Raw genomic sequence first — 23,289 nt, forward strand, 5'->3', positions numbered from 1 at the left:
GTCACTCGTCTCATGAACTGACCTGCTGGGTGCGCCTGTTGACCGGATCGCAAGCGCGCGAGAGGGTCGCCGGGGGAGTATGTGGCCGTGTGTCCGAGACGCGTCCGATATCCGGAACTGCGCTCCTGCATAGTGCAGTTGGCCTGCGCAAGTCAAGGTCTGTCTTTTCTCCGTTAACTCCGGTCAAATGTCGTCACTTGTGCACGCGCTGCCGCGCGCGGATCCCACCCCACATCCGTTGGTCCGCGGTTTCGTCGGCGCGCGGGGGAGGACACCATCAAGTGACCAGCAGACGACGGGCGATCAGAGCGTCCGCGGTGTTCGTGGCTCTGGCCGCGACCGGCGCGACGGCCGGAGCCTTCACCACGGCCCAGGCCGAGAACAAGCCCTCCGGCTCCGCCGGCGTCGAGCGCCATGACCCGGCGCCCGGCGCGGGCCACGACAAGGGCCACGACCAGGCCCGAGTCGACCACGACCTCGAGGGCCCGTTCAGCAAGCAGCAGGAGCAGCAGCGCAAGGCCGCGCTGGAGCAGGTCATATCCGGGGACGCGACCGTGCAGAAGCGCGGCGCGTCCAATGTCGTGAAGCTCGACAACAAGAAGTACGTCGAGCTCGGACGGGAGAAGACCGACAAGATCTTCACGATCCTGGTGGAGTTCGGCGACAAGGTCGACGACACCACGATGTTCGACCCGGACGGCGCGGGCCCGAAGCCGCCCGTCAAGAAGTACGGCGGTACGCCCGGCCCGCTGCACAACAAGATCGCCGAGCCGGACCGCAAGGTGGACAATTCCACCGCCTGGCAGAAGGACTTCAACCAGGCGCACTTCCAGGACCTGTACTTCGGCGAGGGCAAGGACAAGAAGGGGAACCCCAAGCACTCGCTGAAGACCTACTACGAGCGGACCTCCTCCGGCCGGTACTCGGTCGACGGCACGGTCTCCGACTGGGTCAAGGTCGACTACAACGAGGCCCGCTACGGCTCGAACTACTGCGGCCAGTCCAACTGCAACAACGTCTGGGACGCGGTCAAGGACGGCGTCACCGCCTGGACGGCCGACCAGAAGGCCAAGGGCAAGACCGACGAGCAGATCAAGGCCGCGCTGTCCCAGTACGACCAGTGGGACCGCTACGACTTCGACGCCGACGGCAACTTCAACGAGGCCGACGGCTACATCGACCACTTCCAGATCGTCCACGCGGGCGAGGACGAGTCGGCGGGCGGCGGCGTCGAGGGCGCGAATGCCCTGTGGGCCCACCGCTGGTACGCGTACGGCACCGACGCCGGCAAGACCGGCCCGGCGAACAACAAGGCCGGCGGTACCCAGATCGGCAGCACCGGCATCTGGGTCGGCGACTACACCATGCAGCCCGAGAACGGCGGCCTCGGTGTCTTCGCCCACGAGTACGGCCACGACCTCGGTCTGCCGGACCACTACGACACCTCCGGCGGCGGTGACAACTCCACCGGCTTCTGGACCCTGATGTCGTCCGGCTCGTGGCTCGGCACCGGCCAGGACTCCATCGGTGACATGCCCGGCGACATGACCGCCTGGGACAAGCTGCAGCTGGGCTGGCTCAACTACACCAAGGGCAAGGCGGCGACGAAGTCCACCCACAAGCTGGGTGTGGCCGAGTACAACACCAAGAACCCGCAGGCCCTCGTCGTCGAGCTGCCGAAGAAGAAGGTCACCACCACCATCGTGAAGCCCGCCGAGGGCTCCAAGCAGTGGTGGAGCAACATGGGTGACGACCTCAAGAACACCCTCACCCGCTCCGTCGACCTCACCGGCAAGTCCAAGGCGTCCCTGGAGCTCTCGGGCTGGTGGGACATCGAGGCCGACTACGACTTCCTCTACGCCGAGGTCTCGACGGACGGCGGCGCCACCTGGACCGCCGTCGACGGCACCGCCGACGGCACGGCGATCCCGCGCGACGCGAGCGACGCCCCGGCCCTGACCGGCGCCTCGGGAGGGAACAAGAAGCTGGTCTACTCGCTGGACGCCTACGCGGGCAAGAAGGTCGACGTCCGCTTCCGCTACCAGACCGACGGCGGCGCGGGCGGCAAGGGCTTCACGGCCGACGCGATCACCGTCAACGCCGACGGCGCCCCGCTGTTCTCGGACAACGCCGAGGGTGACGACAACGGCTGGACCGCGAAGGGCTTCTCCCGCATCGGTGAGTCCTTCACCAACGAGTACGAGCAGTACTACCTGGCCGAGAACCGTCAGTACGTCTCGTACGACCAGACCCTGAAGGTCGGCCCGTACAACTTCGGCTTCAAGGCGCCGAAGGACGGCTGGGTCGAGCACTACCCGTACCAGAACGGTCTGCTGATCTGGCTCTGGGACACCTCCCAGAAGGACAACAACACCAGCCAGCACCCGGGCCAGGGCCTGGTCCTCCCCATCGACGCCAACGCCAAGCCGATGAAGTGGGCGGACGGCACCCTGCTGCGCAACCGCATCCAGTCGTACGACTCGACCTTCAGCACCTTCCGCTCGGACGCCTTCACGCTGCACAAGGCGGACGAGGCGCTGAAGATCGGCTCGCACAAGGGCAACCCGGTCTTCGACGACCGCAAGGGTGTCTACTGGTACGAGGAGACCGCGACCGCCGGTGTCAAGGTTGCTGACACCAACACTCGGATATCGATCGTCAACGAGCCGAAGAACGGCCAGACGATCACCGTGAAGGTCGGCCCCTCGGCGAAGTAACGCGCATCGTCGCAGGTCAGAACGTGATCGGCCGTCGCCCTCTAGCGGGCGGCGGCCGATCGTGTTTAGGTGCGTCTGACCGAAGTTCTTATTGACAGTGAGTACGGGGGAGCGTGAGGCATGCCCGGCGGAGGCTTCTGCAAACTGCCAGGAGGCAGTGTCGTGGTCGCGATAGGCCTGCCCAGTCCGGCCGGCGACGGCGGCACGGTACGGATCCTGGTCCATGCGGCGAACCGCGCCCGCGCCCTGACCCGGCTGCGGAATCTGGGCCTGCGGGCGGTCTATCTGCGGGGGAACGCGGAACCGCCGACGCCGGACGAGATCACGGCGGTGCTGCACCATCCTGACGGCCTGGTCTGGCGCACGCACGAGGGCCTCACGACGCAGGAGCTGTGGCACCCGATACGCGCGCTGCTGAAGCCCGCGGGCGGGGCGTGACCGGGGGCAGGCCCCAGACCCCCCGTACGGCCTCGTGCCGTGTCCTCGAGCTCCCTCAGGGACTTCGCCCCGGGCCCCCGGACAGGCCACTGGAGCCGGTCCGGGGCCGAGGCGCGGGGGCTACACCACCGGCTTCCCGGACAGCTCCACGCCCGCGCTCCGCAGCTCCTCCAGCGCCCGGTCCGTCGTCTCCTCGGAGACCCCGGCCGTGAGGTCGAGCAGCACATGCGTGCGGAAGCCCTCGCGGGCCGCGTCCAGGGCCGTGGCACGCACGCAGTGGTCGGTCGCGATCCCGACGACGTCGACCTCGGTGACCTTGTGGGCGCGAAGCCACTCCGCCAGCGTCGAGCCGTTCTCGTCGGTCCCCTCGAAGCCGCTGTACGCCGCCGCGTGCGCCCCCTTGTCGAAGACCGCGTCGATCGCCCCGCTGGCGACCACCGGGGCGAAGTTCGGGTGGAAGCCGACCCCTTCCGTACCGGCGACGCAGTGGGCCGGCCAGGTGTCCACGTAGTCGGGGTGCTCCGAGAAGTGGTCGCCCGGATCGATGTGGTGGTCGCGGGTGGCCACGACGTGGCGGTAGCCGGGCTGGGCCGCACCGATCAGGTCGGTGATGGCGGCGGCGACATCCGCACCCCCCGCCACCGCGAGGCTGCCCCCCTCGCAGAAGTCGTTCTGAACGTCCACGACGATCAATGCGCGGTGCATGGCGGGTGTCCTTCGGTGGAGGGTGAGGAGGGGAGACGGTCCGGCGGCAATGTTCTGAGGGTAGAGACTTCAACCGCCTTGCGGGAGGGGGCATTTGCCTGCTAATACCGCTGTCGTTGCCTCCTGGGTCATCCGGTGTTCATGCGGTTTACAGGTACTCCGTGGGGATCACGGGCTCGCCACGGGACAGCTGGACCGCCGACATGGGCAGCGCCGCACGCGCCGCGATGTGCCGCTCACGCGCCGCGTCCAGCGGCTCACGGGCGACGACCTCGCCGCCCTTGACCAGCTCCACCAGCAGCTGCCGGTCCGCGAGCGCGTCCGGGACCTGTCCGGTGCCCAGCACCTCGGCCTCGGCGACGCCCTCGTCGTCGGCCCGGCGGGCGGCCCACTTGCGGCCTCCCACGGACAGTTTCCCGCCGAGGGACTTCTTCGCCACCGGGGTGAGCGGGGCCTGCGGGTCGCCGGAGGCGGCGCGGGCGACCAGCTTGTAGACCATGGAGCAGGTCGGGTGACCGCTGCCGGTGACCAGCTGGGTACCCACTCCGTACGCGTCCACGGGCGCCGCGGCCAGCGAGGCGATCGCGTACTCGTCGAGGTCCGACGTCACGACGATCTTCGTGTTCCGCGCCCCCAGCTCGTCCAGCTGCTGCCGTACCCGGTGGGCGACCAGCAGCAGGTCCCCGGAGTCGATGCGTACGGCACCGAGCTCCGGACCGGCGACCTCGACGGCGGTACGGACGGCCTCGGCGACGTCGTACGTGTCGACGAGGAGGGTCGTCCCCCGTCCGAGTGACTCCACCTGGGCCCGGAAGGCGTCCCGCTCGGTGTCGTGCAGCAGGGTGAAGGCGTGTGCGCTGGTGCCGACCGTCGGGATGCCGTAGCGGAACCCCGCGGCGAGGTCGGAGGTGGAGTTGAAGCCTCCGACGTACGCGGCGCGCGAGGCGGCGACGGCGGAGAGCTCGTGCGTGCGCCGGGCGCCCATCTCGATGAGCCTGCGCCCGCCGGCGGCGGACGACATACGGGAGGCGGCGGCCGCGATCGCCGAGTCGTGGTTGAGGATCGAGAGGATCACGGTCTCCAGCAGCACGCACTCGGCGAAGGAGCCCTCGACCCGCAGGATCGGCGAGCCGGGGAAGTACACCTCGCCCTCCGGGTAGCCCCAGATGTCGCCGCTGAAGCGGTAGTCGGACAGCCACTGGAGGGTCGGCTCGTCGACGATCCGCCGGTCGCGGAGGAAGCCGAGCACGCCCGGGTCGAACCGGAAGTTCTCCACGGCGTCCAGGACGCGTCCGATGCCCGCGACCACGCCGTAGCGGCGGCCCTCGGGCAGCCGCCGGGTGAAGACCTCGAAGACCGAGCGGCGATCGGCGGTCCCGGCCTTCAGCGCCGCCTGGAGCATCGTGAACTCGTACTGGTCGGTGAAGAGCGCGGTCGACGGCACGTCCACCGGCAGGCCCAGATCCGCAACGTTCACAACGGTCAACCTCGCACTCTCGTCTTGAGCCGCCGATCGGGCAAGCCGGGGGACAGGAGGTCGGCCCCCGGGGATCGCAGCCATGCAAAGGATGCTACCCCCAATCTCGTCAGAGTGACGAGATGTCCGCGAAACGCGCGGGGTCGTTTGTGCGACAGCGCCCCTCGGGTGGCAGCATGGGTGGAGTGACTGTGCCTCTAGAGATCGAGCAGACCCAGTCGGCCGAGGAGACCTTCGCCGTACCCGAGCCCGACGTCCCCTGGGTGACGATCGTCCACAACGATCCGGTCAATCTCATGAGCTACGTCACGTACGTCTTCCAGGCCTACTTCGGCTACTCCAAGGACAAGGCCCACAAACTCATGCTGGACGTCCACCACAAGGGCCGCGCGGTCGTCTCCAGCGGCAGCCGCGAAGAAATGGAACGTGACGTGCAGGCGATGCACGGCTACGGACTGTGGGCGACGCTCTCCCAGGAACGTAAGTGATGGCCGGACACTTCGAAGCGCTGCCCGGTGGTGGCGCCGCCGTCGCTCTCGACGAGGTCGAGATCTCCATCCTCCGCTCGCTCGCCGTCCAGCTGCTGGAGCTGATCGGCCCGGGCGACGAGCCCGCCAAGGGGGAGGACCCGCTCGCCGCGCTCTTCGCGGACGGCCCGAGCGAGCCGCCCTCCGACCCGGCGCTGGCCCGTCTCTTCCCGGACGCGTACGGCGGCCCGGAGGGCGAAGGCGCCGACAACGCCGATGAACTCCGTGAGTTCTCCGCCGAGTTCCGGCGCTTCACGGAGAACGATCTGCGCGACCGCAAGCGCAGCGACGCCCTCGCGGTCGTCCGCAATCTCGATGCGCTCACCTCGACGGGCGAGGGCGGCGCGGTCCTGAAGCTGACCGCCGGCGACTCCCAGCACTGGCTCGGCGCGCTGAACGACCTGCGGCTCACCATCGGCACCCGGCTCGAGGTCACCGACGAGGACGAGGGCGGCGAGCTGTACCGGCTGCCGGACTCCGACCCGCGCAAGCCGATGGTGATGGCGTACCTCTGGCTCGGTGCGCTCCAGGAGACGCTCGTCGAGACGCTGATGCCGTAGGGCCACGGTGACGCCCGGCGATGTTCGCTCAACGGACACTCAAATCCGGATAACGATCGCGTCACTCACTCGCCCCGCTTTGCCGCGTCAGATGAGTTTTGTCCGCTTCTTCCTGTGCGGTGCGTCACATCGCCCTGAATGGATCAATGTTGCGGCCGTGATAAATCTTCACGACCGCCCGGGGACGCCACCCCTGTTCCCGGGTGCGCTTCGACCGGCAGACCGCCGGTGGCACTCCATCCACATCCGGGGGGATCAGGACCTGATCCGCAGCCGTACGCAGTCGGCGCGGGTCAGCATGGAGAAAGGGCGCAGCATCCATGACCTCAGCGCGGGTCGACAAGCATGACGGCAATGAGGCCGCGGCAACTTCGAGCGAGGGATACGAGCGTGGGCTCGGTCCCCGCCAGGTCCAGATGATCGCCATTGGCGGCGCCATCGGCGTGGGCCTGTTCCTGGGAGCCGGAGCGAACATCGCGAAGGCCGGACCCAGCCTCATCCTCATGTACGCCCTCGCGGGCGTGATCATCTTCTTCATCATGAGGGCGCTCGGCGAGCTGCTCCTCTACCGGCCGGTCTCCGGTTCCTTCGCGGAGTACTCCCGGGAGTTCCTCGGCCCGTTCTTCGGCTATGTCACCGGCTGGACGTACTGGCTGATGTGGATCGTGACCGGCATGGCGGAGCTCACCGCCGCCGCGATCTACATCAACTACTGGTTCCCCTCGGTCCCGCAATGGGTCACGGCCCTGGTCTTCCTGGTCGTCCTCTACGTCGCCAACCTGATCTCGGTGAAGCTCTTCGGCGAGATCGAGTTCTGGTTCTCGATGGTCAAGGTGACCGCGCTCGTCGGCATGATCGTCATCGGTCTCGGTGTGCTGACCTTCGGCTTCAGCGCCGCGGGTGACACCGCCGCCGTCTCCAACCTGTGGGCTTTCGACGGCTTCTTCCCCAAGGGCATCGGCTCCAGCCTGATGACCCTGCAGGGCGTGATGTTCGCCTACCTCGCCGTCGAGCTGGTCGGCGTCACCGCAGGTGAGTCCGAGAACCCCGAGAAGACCCTGCCCAAGGCCATCAACTCGCTGCCCTGGCGGATCGCCCTCTTCTACGTCGGTGCCCTCACGGTCATCCTGTGCGTGGTCAAGTGGACGGAGTTCGCGCCCGGCGTGAGCCCCTTCGTCGCCGCCTTCGCCAAGATCGGCATCCCGGCCGGTGCGGCCATCGTCAACTTCGTCGTCCTCACCGCGGCCCTGTCGTCCTGCAACTCCGGCATGTACTCGACCGGCCGTATGCTGCGCGACCTGGCCTCCAACGGCGAGGCCCCGAAGGTCCTGGGCAAGCTGGCCGCCAGCAAGACCCCGGCGATCGGCATCACCGTCTCCGTGGCCCTCATGGGCATCGGCGTGCTCCTCAACTACGTCGTCCCGGAGAAGGCGTTCGGCTACGTCACCTCGGTGGCCACCGCGGCCGGCATCTGGACCTGGATCATGATCCTCGTCAGCCACATCCGCTACCGCCGCGCGGTCGAGGCCGGACGGCTGCCCGCCTCCTCGTTCCCGGCCCCCGGCGGCTCGGTCTGCAGCTGGATCGCCCTGGTGTTCCTGCTCTTCGTGACCGGCCTGATCGCGTACGACCCGGACTCCCGCGTGAGCCTGTACGTCGGCGCCGGCTGGGCCGTCGCGCTCGCCATCGGCTGGGCCTTCATGAAGAAGTCGCGCAAGGCGCAGCTCACCGCCGCGCCCACTCGCGAGTACGCGGACGTCGCCAAGTAACGGCACGCTCCCCTCGCACCATCCATCGGGCCATGCCGGGCCGTCTCGCCCGGCATGGCCCGATGTGTGTCAGGGCCCGGACCCGCCCGGAGTGAGCCGGACGTCCTTCGCGCGGGCGTGGAGCGTCACGCCGGCATCGCCGACCGAGACTGCGGTCGGGGTGAGCCCGGCGGGCAGCTCCGGCACGGTGCGCTGCCGGCCCTCGAAGGCCGCGGCGATACGGGGGCCCGCCGGGTCGACCGGCCGCCCCGCGAACGACGCGGCGACGGGCACCACGGTGATCGTGCGCCCGGCCAGCCGCAGCTCGGCGACGACAACCAGCGGCAGACCGAGGAACTCACGCTCGATGCGCAGGCGTCCGTCCGCGTCCGCGGAGAACGAAGCGCCCTCGCCGGCACCGGGATCGGCACCGGCACCGGCACCGGCGCCGAAGGAGCCGAAGGGCGCGGTGAACCGTGCGTCGGCGGCAGCGGCCGTGTACGCACCGGCCTTTTCCCTGACGTCGCGCAGCTCCACCGACGCCTGTACGGGCCGCCCTTCCCCGGTCACGGCGTCGGCCCGTACCGCCACCCGGGGGAACGTTCCCTCCGCGGCGTTCAGCAGGAAGGGGAAGGCGTCGATGCTCACCCGCGGGGTGCCGACCACGGCACTCTGCGCCCCGGCGATCCGCTCGGCGAGCCGGTCCTCGGCGACCGCGGTGGCGATCCGGTCGGCGACGGGCAGCGCGGCGAGTACCGCACCCAGCGCGAGCGACGTCCACAGCAGCCGTCTTGGGCCGCGGGCCAGGACCCGGATCACGCTGAGCCCTTCGTGCCGACGAGGGGGGTGCTGCCCGGCGCGGGAGCGGCCGGCGCCGGGACGTGGCCGTCGTCCTCGACGGCCATGTGCGGCAGCAGCCGGTCCAGCCAGCGGGGCAGCCACCAGTTGGCGCGGCCCAGCAGGACCATCGTGGACGGGACGAGAACGCCGCGGACGACGGTGGCGTCCAGCGCGACGGCCGTGGCCAGGCCGATGCCGAACATCTTCACCACGGGGTCGTCGGACAGCAGGTAGCTGAGGAAGACGCTGACCATGATCAGTGCGGCGGAGGTGATGATCCGCCCGGTTGCGGCGAGCCCGGTGATCACGGCCCGCCGGGTGTCCCCGTCGCGCAGATAGGCCGCCCGGACCGCGCTGAGCAGGAAGACCTCGTAGTCCATGGAGAGACCGAACAGCACGGCGAACATCAGCAGGGGGACGTATCCGGGGATCGGTATCGGGCCTTCGAGCCCGATCAGGGACGCGCCCCAGCCCCACTGGAAGACCGCGGTGAGCACGCCGCAGGACGCGGCGACCGAGACCAGGTTCATCAGTGCGGCCTTCACCGCGACGACCGGGGAGCGGAAGGCTGCCAGCAGGAGCAGTGCGGCGACGGCGAGGACGAAGCCCACGACCAGCGGCATCCGCCGGCTCAGACGTTCGTTCAGATCGGCCTGGGCGGCGGTGGCTCCGCCGACATGGGTCACCTGGCCGGTGCCCGCGGTGGCGTCGGGCAGGGTCTCGTCCCTCAGCAGATGGACCAGTTCGACGGTGGCGGGGTCGCCGGGCGCGGAGGTGGGGGTGACCTGCCAGCGCGCATGTGTGCCGTCGGCGTCCAGCTGCGCGGGTCCGACGGCCGCGACGCCGTGGGCCGTGCGCAGGGCGGCGGTGACGTCCGTGATCCGGGTGTCGCCGGGGCCGGTCGCCGGGGTGGGCAGCGTGGACACGATCTGCAGGGGGCCGTTGGCGCCGGGGCCGAAGGCGTCGGCCAGCCGGTCGTACGCGGTCCGGCTCGCCGTTCCGGCGGCCTTGTCGCCCGCGTCGAGCTGACCGAAGGTCAACTGCGCGGCAGGGCCGGCGAGCACACCGGTCAGGACGAGCGCGGCCAGGAGACAGCGCCACGGCCGCGATGCCACGTACCCGGCGATGCGTCCCCAGCCGCGGAGGCGCTCCCGGCCGGCTTCGGGGCGCTCCTGTCCGGCATCGGCGCGTTCGCGTCCGGCATCGGGCAGCACCGCGCCGGATGTCTCCCCGCGCCCGGGGTCCGTCTCCTCGGTCGCGGGGTCCGTCGCCCCGGTCACGGAGGCCGTCGCCCGTGCCTTGGGCGTGAGCCGCCGCCCGAGCAACGAGAGCACGGCGGGCAGCAGGGTGAGCGTGGCCGCCATGGCGACCAGTACGGCGATCCCCGGCGCGAGCGCCAGCGCGTGGAGCAGCGGCAGGCCGCCCAGCGCGAGCCCGGCGAGCGCGGCGATGACCGCGCTGCCCGCGAACACGACGGCCTTGCCGGAGCCGGCCGTGGTGCGCGCGGCCGCCTCCTCGACGCCCAGGTCGGCCGCCCGCAGCTCACGGAACCTGGTCAGACAGAAGAGCGTGTAGTCGATGCCCACGCCGAGACCGATCATCGCCGCGATGGTCGTGCCCGAGGACGGCATGTCCATCAGGTGGCCCGCCAGGCCGATCGCACACAGGGAGACGGCCAGGCCGATCGTCCCCGTGAGCAGCGGGACCCCCGCCGCGACCAGGCTGCCGAAGCCCACGGCGAGGATGACGAAGGCGGCCGCCAGCCCGATGATCTCGCTGTGGCCGGTGGAGCCCTTGTCCGCGGCGGCGGCGAGATCGCCGCCGGGGGTCACCTCGATGCCGGCCCCGGTGGCCCCGGCGGCCGCGTCCGTGATGCTCCGGGTGGTCCCGGGGGTGATGTCCCGGCCGGTGACGTCGAGTTCGACCACGAGCTGACCGGTCCGGCCGTCGGCACTGAGGGCGCCGCGGCCCGCCGGTTCGTAGGGCGTGGTGACGGCCGTGACGTGTGCCACGTCCTCGATGGCCCGCGCGGCCTCCTCGACCGCCTCGCGCTGCCCGGCCGCGGTGAGGGGCGCGGCGCCCGGCGGTGCGTACAGGACGACGGGCTGCCGGCCGGAGGCCGCGTCGGAGAAGGCCGTGGCCGTGTCCCGTGCCGCCTGGCTGTCGCTGCCCGGGATGGTCACGGCCTCGGTGGTGGCCGTTCCGAACACGCCGACTGCGGCGGCCACGGCGGTGACCAGAAGCAGCCAAGCGGCCACGGTCCGCTTGGGTCTGCGCGCGCACCAGCGCCCTACGGACAGGAGCATCGGATGAGCCGTCCCTCTCGTGCGGCGGAAGTTATTGCACTCGACGTGCAATCGGCACAGTTGCATCGCGAGTGCAACAATGTCAACGCAGGGATGGGAGGAGCCGACGTGAAGCAGCCGCAACCGCAGGCGCCGGGCAGCGCCCGGACGGGCACCCGGGAGACGGTGCAGGGCGAAGCTCGTGAACGGGCGCGCGGCGGTGCGCCGGACGGCCGCACCGAGCGCGGCCGGCAGACCCGCGAGAAGATCGCCGACGCGATGCTGTCCCTGCTGGACGAGGGGCAGACGCAGTTCCCGGCGGACCGTGTCGCCGAGCGCGCCGGGGTGTCCCGGCGCCTGGTGTTCCATCACTTCGCCGATATGACGCAGCTCGCGGACACCGCCATCGCCCGGCGCCTGGACCAGCTGGCCGCACAGATCAAGCCGCTGCCGACGGACGGGCCGCGGGAGGCCCGGGTGGCGGCGCTCGCCGAGCAGCGCGCCCGCATCCTGGAGTGGATCACGCCGGCGCGGCTGGCCGTGCTGCGGATGGACCAGCTGTCCGAGCGCGTCGACGAGGCCATCCGGCAGGTCATGCACTTCGCCCGGCAGCGGCTGACCGAGGTCTTCGCCGTGGAGCTCGGCCGGCTCCCGGAGGGACGCAGGGCCGACCTGCTCAACGGGCTGGACGGAGTGACCACATGGGGCGCCTGGTACCACTGGCGCAGCAGCGGCCTGGAGCCGGAGGCCGCCCGCCGTGCGATGGAGACCACGGTGCACGCGCTGCTCGCCGTGACCGACCGGCCGGACGAGCGGCCGCACGACCCGGCCGGATGACCGGCCGCGCGATCGTCCGGAAGGGCGGCCGGAGACCTGCCGCGACCCCGAGCCGCGGGAATGATCTCAGCCAATGGTCCCCGGATCTCAGATCCGGTGGCCGTCCGCCTATTCTCGTCCCCATGCTGACCATCACCCAGGCCCTGTACGACCAGATCGTCGCCCACGCCCGCGCGGACCACCCCGACGAGGCCTGCGGCGTGGTCGCAGGACCCATCGGCGAGGGACGGCCCGAGCGGTTCATCCCGATGCTGAACGCCGCCCGCTCACCCACGTTCTACGAGTTCGACTCGGCGGATCTGCTCAAGCTGTACCGGGAGATGGACGACCGCGACGAGGAGCCGGTGATCATCTACCACTCCCACACCGCGACCGAGGCCTACCCGTCCCGTACCGACATCTCGTACGCCAACGAGCCCGGCGCGCACTACGTCCTGGTGTCCACGGCGGACACGGACGACGCGGGTCCGTTCCAGTTCCGCTCGTTCCGGATCGTCGAGGGTGAGGTCACGGAGGAGGACGTCAAGATCGTCGAGGCGTACTGAGCACCGAGCGTCCGCCTGGCGAACAGTTCGGGTCCACGATGCGAGATCACATTCCGGGAGCCGGAGCGGGAATCGTTACGATGACCGCATGGTTTCGAACGACGTGAGCGAGAAGACGCCGGGCATGCTGCTCGTTGCGCGGCTGCACGTCGACCTGTGCCGCCTCGCCAGCGCCATCTGTACGCGCTGCGCGGACCGCCGTCCGGCCTGAGCCACGGCCCCGAGCGCACCACCCTCCGCACCAACCCCCGCGCGGGGGCCGAGCCGCGCGCCCCACACGTATCGCCCTTACGTCCTTCCGACAGGAGCCCATGCCATGGCCATCGAGGTCCGCATCCCGACCATCCTCCGCACCTACACCGACGGCGCCAAGGCCGTGGAGGGCAACGGGGACACCCTCGCCGAGCTCTTCGCCGACCTGGAGACCCGGCACACCGGAATCCAGGCCCGGATCGTGGACGGGGACCAGCTGCGGCGCTTCGTGAACGTGTACCTGAACGACGAGGACGTCCGTTTCCTCGACGGCATCTCCACCAAGCTGTCCGACGGCGACAACGTCACGATTCTGCCGGCCGTGGCCGGCGGCATGGTCTGATCCCGGATGCGCTACGACTCCCCGCTCGCCGCGGTCGGCAACACGCCGCTGGTCCGGCTGCCCCGGCTCTCCCCGTCGGAGGACGTCCGGATCTGGGCCAAGCTGGAGGACCGCAATCCGACCGGCTCGGTCAAGGACCGCCCCGCGCTCCACATGATCGAGCAGGCGGAGAAGGACGGCCGGCTCACCCCCGGCTGCACGATCCTGGAGCCGACCAGCGGCAACACCGGGATCTCGCTGGCGATGGCGGCGAAGCTCAAGGGCTACAGCATCGTCTGCGTGATGCCGGAGAACACCTCGCAGGAGCGCCGTGACCTGCTCACGATGTGGGGCGCCGAGATCATCTCGTCGCCGGCCGCGGGCGGCTCCAACACGGCGGTCAGGGTCGCGAAGGAGCTGGCCGCCGAACATCCGGACTGGGTGATGCTCTACCAGTACGGCAACCCGGACAACGCGGGCGCCCACTACGCCACCACCGGCCCCGAGATCCTCGCCGACCTGCCCTCCGTCACCCACTTCGTCGCGGGCCTCGGCACCACGGGCACGCTCATGGGCGTCGGCCGCTTCCTGCGCGAGCACAAGCCCGACATCAAGATCGTCGCCGCGGAGCCGCGTTACGACGATCTTGTCTACGGCCTGCGCAACCTCGACGAGGGCTTCGTCCCGGAGCTGTACGACGCCTCCGTCCTCACCTCGCGCTTCTCGGTCGGTTCGGCCGACGCGGTGGCCCGCACCCGTGAGCTCCTGCAGCAGGAGGGCATCTTCGCGGGCGTGTCCACGGGCGCGGCGCTGCACGCCGCGATCGGTGTCGGCAAGAAGGCGCTCACGGCGGGCGAGTCCGCGGACATCGTCTTCGTCGTCGCCGACGGCGGCTGGAAGTACCTCTCGACGGGCGTCTACACGGCCCCGACGACAGAGGCCGCGATCGAAACGCTGCACGGCCAGCTCTGGGCCTGACCCGGGATCCCGCCCCGGCCACCCGGGGAGTCCCGCCCCGGACTCCGCTCCTCGATCGCCGGACGGACCGGCAGACCCCGCCCGTCCGGCGATCGAGGACGCGTCCGAAGGGCGTACGGGTCTCCGGGGGCCGGGCCCGGTGAGGGAGTGTCGTCAAAGTAGCGTCGTCCGCCCGAAGGCCGGGCAGACGGGACTCTGAAGACACGACCTACGGCGACAGGTGCCGCACCTGGTCCCACAGCAGCGGGTCCACCACCCCCACACGGCGGCGGAAGTCACGGACCCGGACCTCCCGCAGCTCATCCGTCTCCAGGAAGCTCGGACGGCCGTGCGCGTCGCCCACCGCACCCGGCGGGAGCGGGATCACGCCGGGGCGCGCGTCGTGGTACTTGCTGGTGATCTTGGCGACCCGGGCCGCGCCGCCGTGGACACGCAGGACCAGACACGGCCGGTCCTTGGAGCCCGGTCCGTCCTCGTACGGAACATCCGCCCACCAGATCTCGCCCGGCTGCGGACGCCGCTTCGGGCCGGCCGGCGCCGGGGGGCCTGCCAGGCGCCCGCGCGGCCTGCCGGGCGGGCGCACCCGCCCCCCAGGCCGTACCCGCACCACCGCAGCCACCAGCGCGATCACCACCACCGCGCCGAGCGCCAGCCACCAGGACGTATCCATACCCCAGACGGTACCGGCGCGCACCCCGTGCCATGCGCGCCGCGCACACGCCCGCGCACCTCGTCCTATCCGGTGACAGGGCAGGTGAGTTCCCCCACAACGGGCCGCCGCGAAGGAGCGGCCGACCCCTTCGCGCCGTACGCTCAACAAACCGCACGACCTCCCCCGCGCTCGCCCCTCAGCCCGCCCCGTTCCCCGTTCACGAACGACCGTCCACGGAGGTTCAAGCTCCATGAAGCTCACCGTCGTCGGCTGCTCGGGGTCGTTCCCGTCCGCGGAATCGGCCTGTTCGAGCTACCTCGTAGAGGCCGACGGCTTCCGGCTGCTCCTCGACATGGGTAACGGCGCCCTCGGCGAGCTGCAGCGCCACATCGGTCTCTACGACCTCGACGCCATCTTTCTCAGTCATCTGCACGCGGACCACTGCATCGACATGTGCGGATACTTCGTGGCCCGCTACTACCGCCACGACGGCGGCCGCTGCGACGCCATCCCGGTGTACGCGCCCGAGGGCGCGGAGCAGCGCCTCACCACCGCCTACGCGGACACCCCCTCGGACAAGTCGATGAGCGAGGTCTTCGACTTCCACACGCTCAAGCCGGGCTCCTTCGAGATCGGGCCGTTCTCGGTCCGCACGGAGAAGGTCGCGCACCCCGTGGACACCTTCGCCATCCGCGTCGAGCACGACGGCCGCTCGCTCACGTACTCCGGCGACACGGGCGTCTGCGACCCCCTCGTCGAGCTCGCCGGCGGCACCGACCTCTTCCTCTGCGAGGCGGCCTTCACGCACGGCAAGGAAGACATCCCGGACCTCCACCTCAACGGCCGGGAGGCCGGGGCCCACGCCGCCCGCGCCGGGGCGCGGCGTCTCGTGCTCACCCACATCCCGCCGTGGACGGACGCCGAGCGGAACCTGGCGGACGCCCGCGCCGTGTACGACGGGCCCGCCGAGCTGGCGGTCGCGGGCGCGGTCTACGAGATCTAGGAGTCCTCGTAGCGCAGTAGCGCAGTAGCGCAGTAGCGCGGTACCGAAGTAGCGCAGTACCGATGTGCCGCAGCACTGCAGGCCCCCTCCGGCCCGCCTCGCTAAGATTACGCAAAAGCGACGTATCGCTCTGATCTGCGAGGACACATGGCCGATGACGTCATGGACACCCGCCCGCCCCCGCCCAGCTCGCACCACAAGGAGGGGCCGGGGGAGCTGAAGCACAACGCGATCGGGTTCCTCGACGCGCTGGTCATCGGCATCAACTCCACCTCGCCCGCGTACTCGCTCGCCGCGGTCATCGGCGCGGTCGTGGCTCTGGTGGGCGTCTACGCCCCCGGCGTGGTACTCGCGTCCTTCGTGCCGATGCTGCTGATCGCGTCGGCATTCTTCTACCTCAACCGGGTCGACCAGGACTGCGGCACGACGTTCTCGTGGGTCACCCGGGCCATGGGCCCCTGGGCGGGGTGGATCGGCGGCTGGGCGATCATGATGACCGGCGTGCTGGTGGTCGGCTCGCTCGCCGACGTCGCCGTCGGCTTCGGCCTGCTCACCGTCGGCCTGGACGGCTGGGCCGCGAACGACTTCGTACGCCAGCTGCTGACAGTGGTCGTCATCCTCGTGATGACGACCATCTGCGTCATCGGCACCGAGGCGTCGGCTCATGTGCAGAACGTGCTCATCCTGGCCCAGGTCGTCTCGCTGCTCGCCTTCGCCTTCGTCGCGATCTACCGCGTCTACGCCGGTACGAGCCCACTCGATCCCGTCCAACCGGAGATCGAGTGGCTGAACCCGTTCGGGGCCGGCGGCGCCGCGCTGACCGGAGGCCTGCTGCTGGGCGTGTTCATGTACTGGGGCTGGGAGTCGGCGGTCAACCTCACCGAAGAGGTCAGGAACTCGGCCAGCGCCCCCGGACGGGCCGGCATCTGGTCGACGATCGTGCTGCTGGTGACGTACCTGTCGGTCGCCATCGCGGTCGTGGCGTTCGCCGGACCGGCCTTCCTCGCCGAGAACGCCGCCAAGGAGGAGTTCGTCTTCGCCCTGCTCGCAGGCCAGGTCATGGGCGGCTGGGACTGGCTGGTGCTGCTCGCGGTCTCGACGTCCGCGCTGGCCTCGACGCAGACGACGATCATCCCATCGTCGCGCACGGGACTGTCGATGGCCCGCCGCGGTGCGCTGCCGTCCGTCTTCGCCCGGATCCACCCGCGCTTCCGCACGCCGTATTTGAGCACGTGGGCCGTCGCCGTCGTCGCCATCGCCTGGTACCTCGTCGTCAGCCAGATCAGCGAGAACGCCCTCTTCGACTCGCTCACGGCACTGTCGCTGCTCATCGCGTTCTACTACGCGCTGACCGGAGTCGCCTGCGCCGTGTACTACCGCCGCCACCTGACCGAGAGCGTCCGCAACTTCTTCCTCATCGGGGTGGGCCCGCTGATCGGCGCCGGGCTGCTGACATGGCTGCTCGTGGAGTCCGTCATCGACATGTCCGACCCCGCGAACTCCTACAGCGGTGTCTCGTGGTTCGGCTTCGGCCCGCCGCTCGTCATCGGCATCTTCATCCTGATCGTGGGGCTGCTGATCATGGCTGCGCGACGCCTCACGGCGGCGAGGTTCTGGAGCGAGCGCCCCGGGGTGGCCGACCCCGAGGTCGCGCGCGGCACCAAGGAGCCCTGAGATGTCGGTCGTCCTGGGGTACGACGAGTCGCCCGGCTCGGTGCGTGTTGCGGGTCGCGCTCGAGGTGTCGGTGGCGTTCGGCGAACCGCTCGTGCTGCTCTTCGGAGCCGCGGCCCCGGGCGCGCTGGGGGAGGAGTACCGGGCCCACTACGAGGCCATCCGGCAGACCGGCCGTATCGCGCTCGCGCACGCGGTCGAGGCCGAGGTGTGCGGAAAGCCCCGCCTTCCGGTACGGAAGGCGGGGCTTCTGCGTGCGTGCTTGCGAGGGCCGCTTGCTTGGTTACTTGGCCTCGGCCTTCTGCAGCTCCGCCAGCTCCTCGTCGGACTCGCGGCCCGGCGTCGGGAGGTTGAACTTGGTGATCGCGAAGCGGAAGACCACGTAGTAGACCGCCGCGAAGCAGAGGCCCACCAGAGCCAGGCCCCACGGGTTGGACGCGATGCCCAGGTTCAGGAGGAAGTCGATCGCACCGGCCGAGAAGCCGAAGCCGTCCCGCATGCCGAGCGCCCAGGTCAGCGCCATCGAGACACCGGTCAGCACCGCGTGGACCGCGTACAGCACCGGGGCGATGAACATGAAGGTGAACTCGATCGGCTCGGTCACACCGGTGACGAACGAGGTCAGCGCGAGGGAGAACATCATGCCGCCGATGACCTTGCGGCGCTCGGGGCGGGCGCAGTGCACGATCGCCAGGCAGGCCGCCGGGAGGGCGAACATCATGATCGGGAAGAAGCCGGTCATGAACTGTCCGGCGGTCGGGTCACCGGCGAGGAAGCGGGCGATGTCGCCGCTCTTGCCCTCGTACGAACCGGCCTGGAGCCACGGGAAGGAGTTCAGCAGGTGGTGCATGCCGACCGGGATCAGCGCACGGTTGGCGACACCGAAGATGCCCGCGCCGGCGGCCCCGGAGCCGACCAGCCACTCACCGAAGTTGTGCAGGATCGAGCCGAGGACCGGCCAGATGTAGCCGAAGACGATGCCGATGATCAGACCCGCGAAGGCGGACAGGATCGGAACGAGACGGCGACCGCCGAAGAAGCCCGCCCAGTCCGGCAGCTTGGTGCGGTAGAAGCGCTGGTAGAGCAGGGCGACCACGATGCCCATGACCACACCGCCGAGGACACCGGCGTTGACCGGGGCGTCGACCAGGGCGACCTTGTGGTCCTTGACGACCTCGACCTGCGGCAGGTTGGGGTCGGTGAAGGTGGCCAGCACCTTCTGGAAGACCAGGTAGCCGGTCACCGCTGCCAGCGCCGTCGAGCCGTCCGACTTCTTGGCGAAACCGATGGCGATACCGACGGCGAACAGCAGCGCCATGTTGGCGAGGATCGCGTCGCCACCGGCCGCCATGTACCCGGCTATCTTGGTGACGAAGGCCGGGAACGACTCCCTCGCGAGCATGTCGGGCTGGCCGAAACGCACGAGCAGTGCGGCCGCCGGCAGCACCGCGACCGGCAGCATGAGGCTGCGGCCGATGCGCTGCATGACAGCCATCGCGCTGGCGCCCTTCTTCTTCTCGGCCGCGGGAGCGGCGCTAGCCGTGGACACAACTTCCTCCAGTGGGCAAGGCGCCGCCCGGGACCAGGGGCAGAGGGGGACGGCAGCGTCTCAGGGGGAACGCGGTGAAACCGCGTGGTCTACACCATTCAGAGGTGTAGACCTGTTGTAGCACGGTGAGGGCGGGATAAGGAACCCGTCATTCCTGTGGCCTCGACCATAACCGGTCAATGCCGACAAAGGCCCTACGCCTTGGTGGCGTCCTTCTCCAGCTGCTCCTGGATCTCCTCCGGTTCCCGCCCGGGTGTCGGGATGTTGAACGCCGTGATGGCGATCCGGAAGATCACGTAATAGACGACCGCGAAGCAGGCGCCGATCGGAATGATCAGCCATGGCTTCGTGTCCAGGTGCCAGTACACGATGTAGTCGATGAATCCGGCCGAGAAACTGAAGCCCGCGTGGACGCCGAGCGCCCAGGTGATCGCCATCGAGGCGCCCGTGAGCAGGGCGTGGATCCCGTACAGCAGTGGCGCCACGAACATGAAGGAGAACTCCAGCGGTTCGGTCACGCCGGTGACGAAGGAGGTCAGGGCGACCGAGAGCATCAGGCCCCCCACCCGCTTGCGGTGCTCGGGCCGGGCGCAGTGCGTGATGGCGAGCGCGGCGGCAGGCAGACCGAACATGAAGATCGGGAAGAAGCCGGACATGAACTGGCCCGCGGAGGGGTCCTCGGCGAAGAAGCGGGTGAGGTCGCCCTGGACGGTCGTGCCGTCCGGTTTGGTGTACTCGCCCGCCTGGAACCAGAAGAAGACGTTCAGGAACTGGTGCATCCCGATGGGGATGAGCAGACGGTTGGCGACACCGAAGATGCCCGCACCCCAGGCGCCGAGGTCGATCAGCTGCTTGGAGAACCAGTTCAGTGCGTCACCCACCGGCTCCCACAGGAGCCCGAACACCACGCCCAGTGCGCAGCACAGGAACGCCATGATGATCGGGACGAGTCGTCGGCCGTTGAAGAAGCCGAGCCAGTCGACGAGCTTCGTGCGGTGGTAACGCTGCCAGATCGTGGCCGTCAGCAGGCCGATCAGAACGCCGCCGAAAACTCCGGGGTTCTGCGGAATGCCGTCCGGGGTCATCTCGGTCACCGAGCCGGCGACCGGAAAGGCCTTGAGCACGTTGTGGTAGACGAGGAAGCCGGCCATGGCGGCGAGCGCGGTCGAGCCGTCGGCCTTCTTCGCGAAGCCGATGGCGACGCCGACGCAGAAGAGCAGTGGGAGCCCGAGACCGGGGTCGAGGATGCCCAGGCCGGCTTTGAGGAGGACGTCCGACGCCTTGTCCCAGAACGCTCCGTGCAGATACGCCTCGAAGAGGCGGCCGAGACCGACCAGCAGTCCGGCCGCCGGGAGGACCGCCACCGGCAACTGGAGGCTCCGGCCGATCCTCTGGAGCCCGGGGAGGACGCCGCTCCGCCACTTCCGCTCCGGCGGCGCGGCAGCGCTCTCGGCGCTCATCGGCATCGTCCCTCCGACGTACTGGTGTAGACCAGTTGCGGTACGCTCGCCAGTGTCCGGCCGTGGGCCGCGGGCAGGGCGCGGGTGATCATCATCATTCGGTGCGAGACCGCAACTCGCCCGTGAAGTTGGGCCAACCGTGAGTTACCGTGACAAAACGATTGGCCGTCGACGGTCCCAGTCGGCTGCATCGTCCGGAGGCATCGCCGCACCCCCGGCCCAGAAGACCTAGGGAGAAACACATGGCCAGCAAGGCTGAGAAGATCGTCGCCGGGCTCGGCGGTATCGACAACATCGACGAGGTCGAGGGCTGCATCACCCGACTCCGCACCGAGGTCCACGACCCGAGCCTGGTCGACGAAGCCGCGCTGAAGGCCGCCGGCGCCCACGGCGTCGTGAAGATGGGCACCGCGATCCAGGTGGTCATCGGCACCGACGCCGACCCCATCGCGGGGGAGATCGAAGACATGATGTGAGCGACGCACGGGAGGCCGCCGGTTCGCGGCCGGCGATGATGCCCGCGGTTTCGCCGAGTGGGCGGAGAAGCGAACCGAAGGCATGCGTGAGCGACGCACGGGAGGCCGCCGGTTCGCGGCCGGCGATGATGCCCGCGGTTTCGCCGAGTGGGCGGAGAAGCGAACCGGCCATATGCGTGCGCTGTCTCGCCGCTCACCCGTGAGGGGCCCGTTCCACACCGGAACGGGCCCCTCACTCATGGACGGATAGGCTCACTACATGTCTCGTATCGACGGCCGCACCCCCGAACAGCTCCGCCCGGTCACCATCGAACGCGGATGGAGCAAGCACGCCGAGGGCTCCGTCCTCATCTCCTTCGGCGACACCAAGGTCTTCTGCACCGCCTCCGTCACCGAAGGCGTCCCGCGCTGGCGCAAGGGCAGCGGCGAAGGCTGGGTCACCGCCGAGTACTCCATGCTCCCGCGCTCCACCAACACCCGCGGCGACCGTGAATCCGTACGCGGCAAGATCGGCGGCCGCACGCATGAGATCTCCCGCCTCATCGGCCGCTCACTGCGCGCAGTCATCGACTACAAAGCCCTAGGCGAGAACACGATCGTCCTCGACTGCGACGTCCTCCAGGCCGACGGCGGCACCCGCACCGCGGCCATCACCGGCGCGTACGTCGCCCTCGCTGACGCCGTCGCCTGGGCCCAGGCCAAGAAACTGGTCAAGGCCGGCCGCAAGCCGCTGACCGGCACCGTCGCCGCCGTCTCCGTCGGCATCGTCGAAGGCACGCCGCTCCTCGACCTCTGCTACGAGGAGGACGTCCGCGCCGAGACCGACATGAACGTCGTCTGCACCGGCGACGGCCGATTCGTCGAGGTCCAGGGCACCGCTGAGGCCGAGCCCTTCGACCGCAAGGAGCTCAACGCCCTCCTCGACCTGGCCACCGGTGGCTGCGCCGACCTCGCTGCGCTCCAGACCGAAGCGCTTGCCCGCACGCTCGAAGCGTAAAGAAGCAACCAAGGACGCCGCCGTCGGCGTCGTTACCCACACGGGCGTACGGGCCGAACCGTACGCCCGTCCATAACCCCTGGGAGGGCCCGTTCCATGCGCAGCCGCCGAATAGTCATTGCCGTCGTCACCGCCACCGCCCTGTTCGGGGCCATCGGGTGCAGCGCCGTCGACAAGGCCCTGGACTGCGTCAAGACCGCCGACGCCATCGCCACCAGCGTCGACAAGCTCTCCCAGGCCGTCGGCGCCGCGGCCGACGACCCCACCCAGCTGACCGAGGCCCTCGACGAGATCGACAAGGAACTCGGCAACCTCAAGGACACGACCGACAACGCCGACCTCTCCAAGGCCGTCGACGACCTCACCAAGGGCGTCGCCAACGTCCGTACGGCCGTCGAGAACGGCGACACCACCCCGGACATCTCGCCGGTCACCGACGCGGCCGGCGAGATCGGCAAGGTCTGCACCTCGTAACGCCCATGGGACGCCCGTAGATACTGGGCGCATGACCCGCCTGATCCTCGCCACCCGCAACGCCGGGAAGATCACCGAACTCCGCGCGATCCTCGCCGACGCAGGTCTCACCCACGACCTCGTCGGCGCGGACGCGTACCCCGACATCCCCGACGTCAAGGAAACCGGCGTCACCTTCGCCGAGAACGCCCTGCTCAAGGCCCACGCCCTGGCCAGGGCCACCGGCCTGCCGGCCGTCGCCGACGACTCCGGTCTCTGCGTCGACGTCCTCGGCGGCGCCCCCGGCATCTTCTCCGCCCGCTGGTCCGGCACCCACGGCGACGACACCGCCAACCTCAAGCTGCTCCTGGCCCAGCTCTCCGACGTCAACGACCCCCACCGCGGCGCCCACTTCGCCTGCGCCGCGGCCCTCGCCCTCCCGGACGGCACGGAGCGGGTCGTCGAGGGCCGACTGCGGGGCACGCTGCGCCACGCCCCGATCGGCACGAACGGCTTCGGCTACGACCCGATCCTCCAGCCGGAGGGCTACGACGTGACGTGCGCCCAGCTGACCCCGGAGGAGAAGAACGCGATCAGCCACCGGGGGAAGGCGTTCCGGGCGCTGGTGCCGGTGGTGGGGGAGCTGCTGGGCTGAGGCTGTGCCGGACTGTGTCCGCAGATGCCCGGGGCGCGGCACACCGCCGCGCCCCGTCGCTACGGTGGGCCCGGTGGGACTCGAACCCACGACACACCGGACCTAAACCGGCGCCCTCTTGGCCAGCTGGGGTACGGACCC

Annotated in this window: 23 protein-coding genes, 1 tRNA gene and 1 pseudogene; 17 read left to right on the plus strand and 8 right to left on the minus strand. The window is 69.9% G+C overall.

The genetic code is table 11. The features are described from left to right. The first annotated feature begins 281 nt into the window (after positions 1–281). Together AC0699_RS19410 and AC0699_RS19415 are read left to right on the plus strand one after the other, a co-directional pair. Positions 282–2,717 (plus strand): immune inhibitor A domain-containing protein, encoded by a 2,436-nt coding sequence (locus AC0699_RS19410; protein WP_478661635.1) that lies wholly within the window; start codon positions 282–284, stop codon positions 2,715–2,717. Positions 2,718–2,837: 120 nt separating this feature from the next. After that, entirely contained in the window at positions 2,838–3,155 is a 318-nt protein-coding gene (locus AC0699_RS19415) for a hypothetical protein (protein ID WP_469770044.1), read from the plus strand. A gap of 120 nt (positions 3,156–3,275) precedes the next feature. On the opposite strand, the gene AC0699_RS19420 is transcribed toward AC0699_RS19415, so the two are convergent. Continuing rightward, on the minus strand, positions 3,276–3,860 hold the full coding sequence (locus AC0699_RS19420) for an isochorismatase family protein (RefSeq protein WP_469770043.1): 585 nt from the start codon (positions 3,858–3,860) through the stop codon (positions 3,276–3,278). Between the two features lie 148 nt (positions 3,861–4,008). Then, positions 4,009–5,337 (minus strand): nicotinate phosphoribosyltransferase, encoded by a 1,329-nt coding sequence (locus AC0699_RS19425; RefSeq protein ID WP_478661791.1) that lies wholly within the window; start codon positions 5,335–5,337, stop codon positions 4,009–4,011. Between the two features lie 176 nt (positions 5,338–5,513). Here AC0699_RS19425 and clpS point away from each other — a divergent pair, with 176 nt between their 5' ends. The 3 genes from clpS to AC0699_RS19440 all read left to right on the plus strand — a co-directional run bounded on the left by clpS (position 5,514) and on the right by AC0699_RS19440 (position 8,193). Then, on the plus strand, positions 5,514–5,825 hold the full coding sequence (clpS, locus tag AC0699_RS19430; protein WP_478661639.1) for an ATP-dependent Clp protease adapter ClpS: 312 nt from the start codon (positions 5,514–5,516) through the stop codon (positions 5,823–5,825). Continuing rightward, entirely contained in the window at positions 5,825–6,424 is a 600-nt protein-coding gene (locus AC0699_RS19435) for a DUF2017 domain-containing protein (RefSeq protein WP_478661641.1), read from the plus strand. The genes clpS and AC0699_RS19435 overlap by 1 nt, the downstream gene beginning before the upstream one ends. Positions 6,425–6,744: 320 nt before the next feature. Next, positions 6,745–8,193, plus strand: a complete 1,449-nt coding sequence (locus AC0699_RS19440) for an amino acid permease (RefSeq protein ID WP_478661643.1) — start codon at positions 6,745–6,747, stop codon at positions 8,191–8,193. Positions 8,194–8,262: 69 nt separating this feature from the next. Here the strand turns inward: AC0699_RS19440 and AC0699_RS19445 are convergent, their stop codons facing one another. Both AC0699_RS19445 and AC0699_RS19450 read right to left on the minus strand, forming a co-directional pair. Beyond that, complete coding sequence (locus AC0699_RS19445) at positions 8,263–8,991, minus strand: LmeA family phospholipid-binding protein (protein WP_478661645.1); 729 nt, start codon at positions 8,989–8,991, stop codon at positions 8,263–8,265. Next, positions 8,988–11,318, minus strand: coding sequence for an MMPL family transporter (locus tag AC0699_RS19450; RefSeq protein WP_478661647.1), 2,331 nt, complete (start codon positions 11,316–11,318; stop codon positions 8,988–8,990). Before AC0699_RS19450 ends, AC0699_RS19445 begins: the two co-directional genes overlap by 4 nt. Positions 11,319–11,426: 108 nt before the next feature. Between AC0699_RS19450 and AC0699_RS19455 the strand changes: the two genes are divergently transcribed. From AC0699_RS19455 to AC0699_RS19475, 5 genes are all read left to right on the plus strand, one after another. After that, positions 11,427–12,134 carry a TetR/AcrR family transcriptional regulator gene (locus AC0699_RS19455; protein WP_478661650.1) on the plus strand — a complete coding sequence of 236 codons (708 nt, stop codon included), beginning with the start codon at positions 11,427–11,429 and terminating at the stop codon, positions 12,132–12,134. 122 nt (positions 12,135–12,256) lie between these two features. Continuing rightward, a complete protein-coding gene (locus tag AC0699_RS19460) occupies positions 12,257–12,679 on the plus strand; it encodes a M67 family metallopeptidase (RefSeq protein ID WP_478661653.1) in 423 nt (140 codons plus the stop codon). 88 nt (positions 12,680–12,767) lie between these two features. After that, on the plus strand, positions 12,768–12,890 hold the full coding sequence (locus AC0699_RS19465; RefSeq protein ID WP_453667952.1) for a putative leader peptide: 123 nt from the start codon (positions 12,768–12,770) through the stop codon (positions 12,888–12,890). Positions 12,891–12,995: 105 nt separating this feature from the next. After that, positions 12,996–13,274, plus strand: a complete 279-nt coding sequence (locus tag AC0699_RS19470) for a MoaD/ThiS family protein (protein ID WP_453667951.1) — start codon at positions 12,996–12,998, stop codon at positions 13,272–13,274. 6 nt (positions 13,275–13,280) lie between these two features. Next, positions 13,281–14,231 carry a PLP-dependent cysteine synthase family protein gene (locus AC0699_RS19475; RefSeq protein ID WP_478661656.1) on the plus strand — a complete coding sequence of 317 codons (951 nt, stop codon included), beginning with the start codon at positions 13,281–13,283 and terminating at the stop codon, positions 14,229–14,231. A gap of 208 nt (positions 14,232–14,439) precedes the next feature. Here the strand turns inward: AC0699_RS19475 and AC0699_RS19480 are convergent, their stop codons facing one another. Beyond that, the gene (locus AC0699_RS19480; protein WP_478661658.1) at positions 14,440–14,901 is read right to left on the minus strand and encodes a type II toxin-antitoxin system PemK/MazF family toxin; all 462 of its coding nucleotides are present in this window, start codon (positions 14,899–14,901) and stop codon (positions 14,440–14,442) included. Between the two features lie 232 nt (positions 14,902–15,133). On the opposite strand from AC0699_RS19480, the gene AC0699_RS19485 reads away from it, so the two are divergent. From AC0699_RS19485 to AC0699_RS19495, 3 genes and pseudogenes are all read left to right on the plus strand, one after another. After that, positions 15,134–15,886: an MBL fold metallo-hydrolase gene (locus AC0699_RS19485; protein ID WP_478661660.1), complete on the plus strand. Its 753-nt coding sequence runs from the start codon at positions 15,134–15,136 to the stop codon at positions 15,884–15,886. 147 nt (positions 15,887–16,033) lie between these two features. Continuing rightward, positions 16,034–17,560, plus strand: coding sequence for an APC family permease (locus AC0699_RS19490; RefSeq protein ID WP_478661662.1), 1,527 nt, complete (start codon positions 16,034–16,036; stop codon positions 17,558–17,560). A gap of 1 nt (position 17,561) precedes the next feature. After that, positions 17,562–17,763: pseudogene (locus AC0699_RS19495) on the plus strand (universal stress protein); the annotation flags it as partial. Between the two features lie 78 nt (positions 17,764–17,841). On the opposite strand, the gene AC0699_RS19500 reads toward AC0699_RS19495, so the two are convergent. Next, positions 17,842–19,107 (minus strand): PTS transporter subunit EIIC, encoded by a 1,266-nt coding sequence (locus tag AC0699_RS19500; protein ID WP_478661664.1) that lies wholly within the window; start codon positions 19,105–19,107, stop codon positions 17,842–17,844. A gap of 194 nt (positions 19,108–19,301) precedes the next feature. Then, the gene (locus AC0699_RS19505; protein WP_478661667.1) at positions 19,302–20,567 is read right to left on the minus strand and encodes a PTS transporter subunit EIIC; all 1,266 of its coding nucleotides are present in this window, start codon (positions 20,565–20,567) and stop codon (positions 19,302–19,304) included. Between the two features lie 242 nt (positions 20,568–20,809). Between AC0699_RS19505 and AC0699_RS19510 the strand changes: the two genes are divergently transcribed. The 4 genes from AC0699_RS19510 (at position 20,810) to rdgB (ending at position 23,148) form a co-directional block, all read left to right on the plus strand. Then, the gene (locus AC0699_RS19510) at positions 20,810–21,043 is read left to right on the plus strand and encodes a PTS sugar transporter subunit IIB (protein ID WP_478661668.1); all 234 of its coding nucleotides are present in this window, start codon (positions 20,810–20,812) and stop codon (positions 21,041–21,043) included. Between the two features lie 259 nt (positions 21,044–21,302). Further along, positions 21,303–22,040, plus strand: a complete 738-nt coding sequence (rph, locus tag AC0699_RS19515) for a ribonuclease PH (RefSeq protein WP_469770029.1) — start codon at positions 21,303–21,305, stop codon at positions 22,038–22,040. Between the two features lie 96 nt (positions 22,041–22,136). Next, positions 22,137–22,514 (plus strand): hypothetical protein, encoded by a 378-nt coding sequence (locus AC0699_RS19520; RefSeq protein ID WP_478661669.1) that lies wholly within the window; start codon positions 22,137–22,139, stop codon positions 22,512–22,514. A 31-nt stretch (positions 22,515–22,545) separates the two neighbouring features. Next, positions 22,546–23,148 carry an RdgB/HAM1 family non-canonical purine NTP pyrophosphatase gene (gene rdgB / locus AC0699_RS19525; RefSeq protein ID WP_478661670.1) on the plus strand — a complete coding sequence of 201 codons (603 nt, stop codon included), beginning with the start codon at positions 22,546–22,548 and terminating at the stop codon, positions 23,146–23,148. Positions 23,149–23,213: 65 nt separating this feature from the next. On the opposite strand, the gene AC0699_RS19530 is transcribed toward rdgB, so the two are convergent. Next, positions 23,214–23,289: transfer RNA gene (locus tag AC0699_RS19530), tRNA-Leu, on the minus strand.

This window comes from Streptomyces sp. NPDC043870, assembly GCF_056435785.1.

Bases quoted from the DNA above. Each gene is read 5' to 3' on its own strand.
- AC0699_RS19465 (WP_453667952.1), top strand. From the start codon at position 12,768: ATGGTTTCGAACGACGTGAGCGAGAAGACGCCGGGCATGCTGCTCGTT.
- AC0699_RS19475 (WP_478661656.1), top strand. From the start codon at position 13,281: ATGCGCTACGACTCCCCGCTCGCCGCGGTCGGCAACACGCCGCTGGTC.
- AC0699_RS19420 (WP_469770043.1), bottom strand. From the start codon at position 3,860: ATGCACCGCGCATTGATCGTCGTGGACGTTCAGAACGACTTCTGCGAG.
- AC0699_RS19450 (WP_478661647.1), bottom strand. From the start codon at position 11,318: ATGCTCCTGTCCGTAGGGCGCTGGTGCGCGCGCAGACCCAAGCGGACC.
- AC0699_RS19510 (WP_478661668.1), top strand. From the start codon at position 20,810: ATGGCCAGCAAGGCTGAGAAGATCGTCGCCGGGCTCGGCGGTATCGAC.
- AC0699_RS19485 (WP_478661660.1), top strand. From the start codon at position 15,134: ATGAAGCTCACCGTCGTCGGCTGCTCGGGGTCGTTCCCGTCCGCGGAA.
- AC0699_RS19490 (WP_478661662.1), top strand. From the start codon at position 16,034: ATGGCCGATGACGTCATGGACACCCGCCCGCCCCCGCCCAGCTCGCAC.
- clpS (WP_478661639.1), top strand. From the start codon at position 5,514: ATGGGTGGAGTGACTGTGCCTCTAGAGATCGAGCAGACCCAGTCGGCC.
- AC0699_RS19440 (WP_478661643.1), top strand. From the start codon at position 6,745: ATGACCTCAGCGCGGGTCGACAAGCATGACGGCAATGAGGCCGCGGCA.
- AC0699_RS19435 (WP_478661641.1), top strand. From the start codon at position 5,825: ATGGCCGGACACTTCGAAGCGCTGCCCGGTGGTGGCGCCGCCGTCGCT.
- AC0699_RS19460 (WP_478661653.1), top strand. From the start codon at position 12,257: ATGCTGACCATCACCCAGGCCCTGTACGACCAGATCGTCGCCCACGCC.
- AC0699_RS19520 (WP_478661669.1), top strand. From the start codon at position 22,137: ATGCGCAGCCGCCGAATAGTCATTGCCGTCGTCACCGCCACCGCCCTG.
- rdgB (WP_478661670.1), top strand. From the start codon at position 22,546: ATGACCCGCCTGATCCTCGCCACCCGCAACGCCGGGAAGATCACCGAA.
- AC0699_RS19415 (WP_469770044.1), top strand. From the start codon at position 2,838: ATGCCCGGCGGAGGCTTCTGCAAACTGCCAGGAGGCAGTGTCGTGGTC.
- AC0699_RS19505 (WP_478661667.1), bottom strand. From the start codon at position 20,567: ATGAGCGCCGAGAGCGCTGCCGCGCCGCCGGAGCGGAAGTGGCGGAGC.
- rph (WP_469770029.1), top strand. From the start codon at position 21,303: ATGTCTCGTATCGACGGCCGCACCCCCGAACAGCTCCGCCCGGTCACC.
- AC0699_RS19480 (WP_478661658.1), bottom strand. From the start codon at position 14,901: ATGGATACGTCCTGGTGGCTGGCGCTCGGCGCGGTGGTGGTGATCGCG.
- AC0699_RS19470 (WP_453667951.1), top strand. From the start codon at position 12,996: ATGGCCATCGAGGTCCGCATCCCGACCATCCTCCGCACCTACACCGAC.